Source organism: Psychrobacter sp. AOP31-B2-9 (genome assembly GCF_052378005.1).
Taxonomy (GTDB): Bacteria; Pseudomonadota; Gammaproteobacteria; order Pseudomonadales; family Moraxellaceae; genus Psychrobacter.
Genome location: NZ_JBQSXG010000119.1, coordinates 1 through 9,534 on the forward strand (window position 1 = coordinate 1; position 9,534 = coordinate 9,534).

The 9,534-nt window shown below is 41.5% G+C and carries 8 protein-coding genes; 2 read left to right on the forward strand and 6 right to left on the reverse strand.

Annotated elements, in window-relative coordinates; all coding sequences use genetic code 11:
* From ACT3SX_RS11800 to aspS, 6 genes are all read right to left on the reverse strand, one after another.
* Positions 1 to 851: glycosyltransferase family 25 protein (locus ACT3SX_RS11800; protein WP_442069937.1), on the reverse strand; the 851-nt coding region annotated here is incomplete at its 3' end.
* Between the two features lie 5 nt (positions 852 to 856).
* Entirely contained in the window at positions 857 to 1,606 is a 750-nt protein-coding gene (locus ACT3SX_RS11805) for a hypothetical protein (RefSeq protein ID WP_192520188.1), read from the reverse strand.
* Positions 1,607 to 1,758: 152 nt separating this feature from the next.
* The gene (locus ACT3SX_RS11810) at positions 1,759 to 2,925 is read right to left on the reverse strand and encodes a nucleotide sugar dehydrogenase (RefSeq protein WP_192520189.1); all 1,167 of its coding nucleotides are present in this window, start codon (positions 2,923 to 2,925) and stop codon (positions 1,759 to 1,761) included.
* 505 nt (positions 2,926 to 3,430) lie between these two features.
* The gene (locus ACT3SX_RS11815) at positions 3,431 to 4,147 is read right to left on the reverse strand and encodes a glycosyltransferase (RefSeq protein ID WP_192520193.1); all 717 of its coding nucleotides are present in this window, start codon (positions 4,145 to 4,147) and stop codon (positions 3,431 to 3,433) included.
* A gap of 199 nt (positions 4,148 to 4,346) precedes the next feature.
* Entirely contained in the window at positions 4,347 to 5,291 is a 945-nt protein-coding gene (locus ACT3SX_RS11820) for a lysophospholipid acyltransferase family protein (protein ID WP_192520190.1), read from the reverse strand.
* Positions 5,292 to 5,356: 65 nt separating this feature from the next.
* Positions 5,357 to 7,183 (reverse strand): aspartate--tRNA ligase, encoded by a 1,827-nt coding sequence (gene aspS / locus ACT3SX_RS11825; RefSeq protein ID WP_192520191.1) that lies wholly within the window; start codon positions 7,181 to 7,183, stop codon positions 5,357 to 5,359.
* 353 nt (positions 7,184 to 7,536) lie between these two features.
* On the opposite strand from aspS, the gene sohB reads away from it, so the two are divergent.
* The gene (sohB, locus tag ACT3SX_RS11830; RefSeq protein WP_442069939.1) at positions 7,537 to 8,517 is read left to right on the forward strand and encodes a protease SohB; all 981 of its coding nucleotides are present in this window, start codon (positions 7,537 to 7,539) and stop codon (positions 8,515 to 8,517) included.
* Positions 8,518 to 8,833: 316 nt separating this feature from the next.
* Positions 8,834 to 9,534, forward strand: a 701-nt coding sequence (locus ACT3SX_RS11835) for an acyl-CoA dehydrogenase family protein (RefSeq protein ID WP_442069941.1), incomplete at its 3' end; no start/stop codon positions are given.

Here is a 9,534-nt window from a genome sequence, read left to right on the forward strand (position 1 = left end):
TAATTTTTAAGTAAATAAGATAAGTAGGCAAACTCATCTTCATTTGGTCTTATTTCAATATAATTAGATTGACTAGAGTGGCGAGCTTGAATCAGCCCCATATCTACCTGAGCAGCTAAGCGCTTAGATTTAAATGTTAGCTTATCTGATAGGCTATTTGCCGTAGGTTTAGAATGGATGACTGTAGAAATATTGCTTTTGGCAACAGACGGTTGTTCAAGGTTGGACATCTTGTAATGACTTGCCATATCCATTTGAATAGCCAAAGCAGGAATAGATTGTAACTTTTTTAGAGTCTTAGTATGGCACAGAAGAGCATCAGCTAGTCCCGCACCCTTCTTGTCTACTTGATTAATCAGCTTCTTTGCTCCTGCTGGGGTTAGAAGATAAGCTGCTGCTCCTGTTTTATCTAGAAATAGAGTGTGCAGGCTAAAATGTTCTGAGTCTAAGACACTTTGTTTAGTAACAAGCTTCTTTCTGCCTCTAGTTTCGAAAGTAATATGATCATAATCAAGAGACTGATTGTTTTCTAAGACTGCTAAGGCTTCAGGAAGGTGCTCAGACAGTAAGACATCGTCTTCTAAAACCAAAAACGCTTGCCCGCTATTAGCGATATGTTTCCAAACACGGTAATGGCTTAAAAAACAAGCCATTTCGGTACGTCTCAGTTTCCGTTGCCAGTCATTAGCCCACTTTTCATACGTAGCATCTGTTAAGTCATCTACAGATGTTGCTGCGTGACGATGATAGTTGATCTTAAGATGGCTTAATTGTTTTTCCTGAAAGCACCAGCGTTTTACTGCGCTATTTAAGTTAATGACTAACGCTGTTATATTTGATTGATTTGACATTGATTTTATTCCGTCCACCAAGCAGTTTTATCCCGAGTATGCAAAGCACGAAATCGGGAGTACACGGTGTTAGCATCTGGGTGCTGAGCACTTTCAAAAACTTTAAGAACAATGCCGCCAAGTACATGAGCGTTACATAATTTATCTAAGCGCCAGCGCATATTACGTAATGTATCATCAGTACCCACTGCAAATCCTGAAACACCATCAAACAATGCTAATCTTTCAGCTTCTAAAGAATTTTTGCGCTCTAATTTCGGTAAAGCTTTCTCTGATGCGGTTAAAAACAGCTCACTTTCTTGTAGCTTAATCGTATTCACCATGATAACAGCATTCATCAATAAAGATATTAAGTAGTCATCATCAGAGTGATCTATGAAGGTATCACAAGCTGAAATTAACCATCGGGTATTGAGGTTGTTGATCAAAAACTCATGGTTTTGATACCAAAGCTGCTCGAAGATGTTGAAGTTGTTTTTTGTTTGAAAGTCACGGCGTATTAGTACAATTAAACTGGCATGGTAGTACTCAAGCTCTGTACGACCCACAAATTCATGTCTCAAATTATCAATATGAGATTGTAGGTTTTTGTCAGAACCATGAGTGTATGTGCTTGTATCACCCTCAATGATCTGTGAGCTCATGGTTTCCCAATCCACTTGTTGTAATTGATTTGCTACTTTTGCTGCACCAAGTCTTTTACGATGCTGATTCAAAGAAAGTAGGTTAGCCAATTTAGATTTAGGTTGTTTCATTATTACTAATATTCCTTCAGCGTTGGGATTATTTTCAGATGGCGATACCATTTCCTACAATCTACAGAAGGCAATGTGGCCAGCCAAAAGAGTGCTAAATGAGGCATAAACGATAGTCAGTGTTTAATTTTTCTAGGTTTGTAATACAGCAGCTAATCGCTTTCGAACAAGTCACGTGTAAATACTTTATCTGATACATCCTGAATATAAGTGGATAAGCGATTGGCTACAATAATATCACTCATAGCTTTGAATGCGTTTAAATCCGTAATGACTTTTGAATTAAAGAAGTTATCTTCTTGTAAAACTGGTTCATAAACGACCACTGTGATCCCTTTCGCTTTGATACGCTTCATAACGCCTTGGATAGCAGATGCTCTGAAGTTATCTGAGCCACTCTTCATCACCAGTCTATAAATCCCCACGGTCTTTGGTTGTTTTTTGATTATTGCGTCGGCGATAAAGTCTTTACGAGTGCTATTAGAATCAACGATGGCTCTAATAAGGTTGCTAGGGACTTCGTTATAGTTGGCAAGGAGCTGTTTGGTATCTTTAGGTAGGCAGTAGCCACCATAGCCAAATGATGGGTTGTTGTAGTGATCACCGATACGGGGGTCTAGGCCTACGCCTTTGATAATTTGTTTGGTATCTAAGCCGAAGGTCTGCGCGTAGGTATCTAGCTCATTAAAATAAGCAACACGCATGGCTAAGTAAGTGTTAGAAAACAACTTAATGGCTTCAGCTTCAGTCGAGTCGGTAAATAGCAGGGGTGCATCTTTTTTAATAGCACCTTCTAAGAGTAAGTTTGCAAATATTTCGGCACGCTCAGACTGTTCGCCAACGATGATTCTTGATGGGTAAAGATTGTCATAGAGTGCCTTGCCTTCACGTAAAAACTCAGGAGAAAAGATAATATTTTGGCTGGAAAACCTTTCTCTTATACCGTTAGTATAACCAACGGGAACGGTGGACTTTATGATGATAGTAGCTTTATGGTTTACTGATAGCGCTTGTTCAATGACAGCCTCTACAGTTGAAGTGTTAAAGTAGTTGGTCTTTATATCGTAGTCTGTTGGCGTTGCAATAATGATGAAGTCTGCATCTTTATAGGCAGATTGTGCATCAGTTGTTGCAGAAAAATTCAGGTCTTTAGATGATAAAAAATCTGCAATATAATTATCTTCGATAGGTGACTGCTTCGAGTTCAGTAGTTCGATTCTTTCAGAAATGATATCAACCGCAATGACTTCATTATGCTGGGCCAGTAACAACGCATTTGATAAACCAACATAACCGGTGCCTACAACTGCTATTTTCATGATTAATCCAAGTAATTGTTGAATTAGGGCGTGTCTTCAATTCAATCGATAGTCATCTAAATGGGTTAAAAATGGCTAAATTTTGCTAAACGGCGTCAAATAGCTGACTAATATATCGATATTATCTGCGCTATTTTCCTTGTTTGGCTGCTGTTTATCTCATTTTTATCACCATTTTTAAAATGAAGACACGCCCTAGTGTTTGATGAAGACTGATGATTGTTTACGAAGTAGTTATGATAGTAAGGTAAAGGTGGTGTTTAGATAGGCTTCATTGCTGTTTGAAAAGCATATCGCAATTAAGTCTTAGTATAGCTAATTTGTATTAGGGCGTGTTTGATTATTCACAAATAGGCACTGCTGATTGCTGCTAGGTTATGAAATCTGTGTTCCAAACAAAGAGTAAGTCGAAGGTAATGTGAATACCTTAGCAACACGCCTTAGTTTATATTTGGAAAATTATTCAGTATTGCTTGTTGTGGCAGCTATGCTATAGACTTTTTACTTACTGCCAATGAGTTTTTAACCATGGACTTGGTTTAACATGACGATACCACTTGCCGCCGCTACCATTGATGGCATCTGGCGGGTTAATCTCACCATGAAATATTACTATCTTTGCACCATCAGGCAGTGTAGGTGCACGCACAAAGTTAAAAGGAATAGGCGCAATACATTGGTATTTGAAGCTGACGCACCAAGTTTTATCCCAATATTCTAGGTGATGATGTTCGCGTAAATAGTTGGACAAATAGGCCTGTTCGTGGCGTACTTGCTGACGAATAGTGTCAAAGTTGCGCTCGAAGTTTGCCAATAAGTCAGGATACGTGCCCGTACCAATGTTAAAGCGATAGACTGAACTATTGCCAATCATGCGCCATGGTTTTTTCCAGTCACGGATGATGACGACGCTGTCTTCATGCTCGGCTTGGTAAGTGAAAAAGGCATCGATATTATCGACGATAACGATGTCGATATCTAAAAACAGTGCTACGCCTTTGAGATCGTACAGTTCAGGCTTGAACGTTGTAAGCTTTTTCCAACCGCGTTCAGGACCTGCTGGCAGATCCATTTCTGGGATAGGGTGGCACATGATAGCAGGGTCAATACCCGTACTATCATCTGTGAGACAGACCATTTGAAAGTCTAAGGTAAGATGGCGGCTGACCATATTGTACAAGCGGTTGACGTACTCAGGGCCGTATTTATCACCCCATTTCATACAGATGACATAACGTTGCGCAGTAGTACTGGACTCTGCTGCCGTGAAGTCGGTTGATGAGATGTTCGTTAGGTCAGTTGCCATAATGCACTCATATTGATATCGATAAAAAGTTAATAAAGCTAAAAGCCACAAAAGTTAGCCAATATTAGCATGGATGTTATTCACAATCTCTCTAAACGCTTAACTGACTGTATGGTTATTGCTTATGTTGACTTTTATCAGCATGGACAGTTTGATTGTTTTTATGAATAAAATTGGCTAGCGCTTCTTGGTCAGCAGTATAAGGATTGCCCAGTGTGGGAATATGTTTGAAACGTCGATAGCCCCACATATAATGACTGCACTTGTCTTCAATCATATGTTGCATGGCTAAATTAAGTGCCTGAGCAGATGTTTCTGTATTGCGGTCATAAAGTGCTGGATTATCAAGCCGATAGCAATAAATATCAAAGCCACGCCCGTCGTCACGACGGATACAAGATAAGCCTACCAATGCACATTTGGTTTTACTGGCCAATTTGGAGGCGAGCGTACTGGTTAATGTCTCCACTCCAAAAAAAGGCACAACCACACCGCCAGATGGATCTGGAACATGGTCAGGCAATATGATACTAAAGCCACCTTGTTTAAGGGTTTTAAAGATAGCTTTGACACCGCTGCCATCAGTAGGGACCAAAGTTGCATTAAGCCGTGAACGACCTTGCAGCACAAAGTCATCAGTGAGACTGCCTTTGACGGGTTTATACATGATGGTCGGCGAACCAAACTGGTTGAGCCATGCATTCATCATCTCCCACGTACCAAGGTGCGGTACGATGGCCAACATGCCGTTAGGATTAGCCAGTCCTTCTAATAAAATCTCTTTATTATGGACATCACGAATCTGAGAAATACTCCACTCAGGTGACATTGCCCAGCTTTTGATTGACTCAATACTGGTTAAACATTGATGATAAATAATCTCTTTGGTTAACGCTTGTTTTTGTGCAGTGGACAATTTAGGAGCAATCATCGCCATGTTGGTACTAACCGTACGCATGATGCTGAGACTGGGTATCTTTATAATTATCCACGCAGCAAAACGTGCCAATATCTGTAATACAGACAGTGGCACGAATTTGAAAATATGATACGGATTCATGACCATTCACACGGTGATGAATCACGTAACCAGTCAGAAAAGTAGCTAACCATTATCTTGACTGTTTATTGTGCAGATTGATTGGTGTCAGCCTGTGCTTTTTCGCGCACACGGATACCAAGATCACGCAGTTGTCTGCTATCGACGCCAGCAGGTGCTTGAGTCAGTGGGCAATCAGCGGTTTTGGTTTTAGGGAAGGCAATCACGTCACGGATAGAGTTTGCCCCTACCATCAACATAATCAAGCGATCTAAACCAAACGCCAAACCACCATGCGGTGGTGCACCGAATTTCAATGCATCAAGTAAGAAACCAAATTTGTCTTCAGCCTCTTGCTCGCCGATACCCAAAGCTTCAAGTACGGCTTGCTGCATATCAAAGGTGTTGATACGTAAGCTACCGCCACCAATTTCTGTACCGTTCAACACCATATCATAAGCAATAGATAGGGCTGATTCTGGGTTGTGTTTTAATTCATCAACTGAGCCTTTAGGCTTAGTGAATGGATGATGCATTGATGTCCAGTTGCCATCATCAGTTTGCTCAAACATTGGGAAGTCGGTTACCCAAAGTGGTGCCCACTCACAAGTTGTCATGTCAAGGTCGAGACCGATTTTTTGACGTAGTGCGCCGATTGCATCGTTTACGACACTGGCTTTATCTGCACCAAAGAAGATGATATCACCATCTTCTGAACCAGTACGTTCGATTAGGCTTGCCAATACTTCATCAGTCATGTTTTTGATGATTGGAGACTGTAGGCCAGACTCTTTATCTACGCCGTTGTTGATTTTGCTGGCATCATTGACTTTGATATAAGCCAAGCCACGTGCGCCATAGATACCAACGAACTTGGTATAAGCATCGATTTGTTTGCGGCTTAATGAAGCGCCACCAGGAATACGCAGGGCAGCCACACGACCTTTAGGATCGTTAGCAGGACCAGCGAATACTTTAAAATCAACGTCTTTCATCAAATCGGCAATGTCGATGAGTTTTAAAGGAATACGCAAGTCAGGCTTGTCTGAGGCGTAGTCACGCATTGCTTCAGCGTAAGTCATGCGGGGAAACTGCTCGAACTCAACGTCCATCATGGTCTTGAACAAATGCTTGATTAGACCTTCGTTGATGTTCATGATTTCTTCTTCATTTAAGAAAGAAGTCTCAATATCCACCTGTGTAAATTCAGGCTGACGATCAGCACGTAAATCCTCATCACGGAAACACTTAGCGATTTGATAGTAACGGTCAAACCCTGACACCATTAGCAACTGTTTAAATAGCTGTGGCGATTGTGGTAGAGCAAAAAAGTTACCTGGACGGGTACGTGATGGTACTAGATAATCACGCGCACCTTCTGGTGTGGCACGAGTCAAGATAGGGGTTTCAACATCCAAGAAGCCATGGTCATCTAAATAACGACGAATCGCTGATGTGGCTTTCGCACGGAATACCATACGTTCTTGCATTTGTGGACGACGCATATCCAGATAGCGATATTTTAGACATAAGTCCTCTGATACCGTGGCTTTGTCATCATTTAATGGGAATGGTGGGGTTTCAGACTTGGCAAGTACCTCGATCTCTTTACCTAATAGCTCAATTTGACCACTGGTCATATTGGCGTTCTCTGTACCTTCGTAACGACGACGTACGCGACCAGTAATTTTTAGTACGTATTCTGGGCGTACTGCATCAGCAGTAGCAAACGCTTCTGGGGTATCAGGATCAACAACGACCTGCAAGATACCAGCACGGTCACGCATGTCTAAGAAAATCACGCCACCGTGATCGCGACGACGATGTACCCAGCCTACGACACTAATGGTTTGATCAATCAAGCTTTCGGTTACAGCTCCGCAATATTCGTCTCGGTATTCGCTATGCGTCATAATATAGTTATCCAGTTGTCAGCCCAATTCGAAATACAATAATGCAGCCATCGCTGTGCGATTCGAGCTATCCGCTAAAAAACGCACAAACAACGCGATTACGACAAATGGTCATCACGTTGGCTGCAGAAAATTTGGTTTAAACGCATATTATGCCTAATCTGCCTTTGTTATACAACCTGCTGAGGTCAATCAAATAACGGTAATACTTCAGCGCTACATGTATTGATACCAGAACATTTACATCTGGTTAAATATTGTCATATTGCTTGAAAATATAGCCCACTATGCACATATCAAGCTAACTTATAAAATTTATTAAAATGGTTTCAATTACTTAAGGAATACTGCTCATGCTTTTTCATCCCGCAAAAAACCCTATCGAACTACGAGTTATACATTTAAATAAAAGCCAAGAGCAACGCCGTGAGCATTTAATGGAAGCAACTCAAGGCAAAGCGGCACTCAAACAATTCAAAAAGACCATGGCCAAAAAAGCCAAACAGGCATTAAAAGTAAAAACCAAACATAAGAAAAAAAATGCGGATGACAAGGCACAAGTTTTTGTCCTAGATTTTGATGGTGATATCAAAGCAACAGCAGTCAAGCATTTACGTGAAGAAATCAGCACGCTGATCAGCACTGCAAACAAAGGCGACGAGGTCATCGTTCGTCTTGAGTCAGGTGGCGGGATGGTTCATGGTTATGGTTTGGCCGCAGCGCAATTGGTTCGTCTAAAAGACGCGGGCCTAAAACTAACAGTATGTGTCGATAAAGTGGCTGCCAGTGGTGGTTATATGATGGCTTGTGTGGCGGATAATGTGATTGCTGCGCCATTTGCCATTACCGGTTCAATCGGCGTGGTGTCACAGCTACCGAACTTTCATAAATGGCTAAAAAACCATGATGTGGATTATGAGATGTTTACGGCTGGTGACTATAAGCGCACGGTTACTATGTTTGGTGAAAACGATGCCGAAGACCGCACTAAATATCAAGAAGAGCTAGAGCAGACGCATGAATTGTTCAAACACTTTGTCAATACCTATCGTCCAGCATTGGATGTTGCCAAAGTGGCTACTGGCGAGCACTGGTATGGCGAAGATGCACTGACACTTAACTTAATCGATAGTCTACAAACGTCAGATAGCTATATTTTAGAACGTATGGAAAATAGTGAGGTATATGCATTGCACTCGCGTCAAAAACCAACATTGGCTGAAAAGCTCGGGTTGGCTCAAGCAGCAGAAGCGACAGTAAGTACGGTGGTCGACAAACTACCAGATGCCTTGGCTCGTTTTGACCTGAACAGTCGTTTGAATATTCTCAAATAGCAGCAAAATCTAAGCATTGTTTGTGTTTTGTAAAAGGCGTGTCCTAGCGGGTCGCGCCTTTTTGCTGTTTATTCACAAATGCTGTGTTATAAATGAGACACACGGAAACAGTATACGTGCGTACACTATAGTTATTCTACTATAAAAGTATTGTGGTGTTAACCTCGCTTTGGGTATTAAACATACTTCTACACTAGGTTGGCTTGTGCTACTTTTAGGTTGAACCGACTATAAGGCTCTGATGGAGTTTTTTATTAACACTTGATTCAAATGATAAATAAGGAAAAGGAAGTCACTTATGTCAAATAATACATTGATGTTTACCGCAACAGAACATGGGCAAACCATGCATGCCAAAGTCAAAGCATTTATCGAAACCCATATTGAGCCAATAGAAGCGCAGTTTTGGACAGATTGTCACAAAAAAAATCCTGATGGTGATTGGCAGAACTGGGAATGGCCAGAAGCCTATGAAAACCTGCGCAAGCAAGCGCGTGAAGCTGGTTTGTGGAATTTGTTCTTGCCTGATGACACATTAGGTGCAGGGCTTTCTGTCACTGATTATGCACCAATTGCAGAATTGACAGGCCGCAGTTTATTAGCACCTCATGTATTCAACTGTAATGCCCCTGATAGCGGCAATATGGAGTTGTTGTGGCGTTATGGCTCACCAGAGCAACAAGACAAGTGGTTGACGCCAATATTAGAAGGTAAGACGCGATCTGTCTTTTGTATGACTGAACCCGAGGTGGCATCGAGTGATGCCACTAATATGCAAGCGACGGCTGTAGTTGATGCTGATGAGATAATTATCAATGGTAGCAAATGGTGGTCATCTGGTTTGGGCGACCCTGCTGTTGATATTTTGATTGTGATGGCTTATACCCCTGATGAAAACAAAGACCGTCATCATCAGCATTCGATGGTATTGGTACCAGTTAAAACGGCTGGCGTACATATTGAGCGTATGCTTAAAGTATTCGGTGATTATGATGCACCGCACGGGCATGGTGAAGT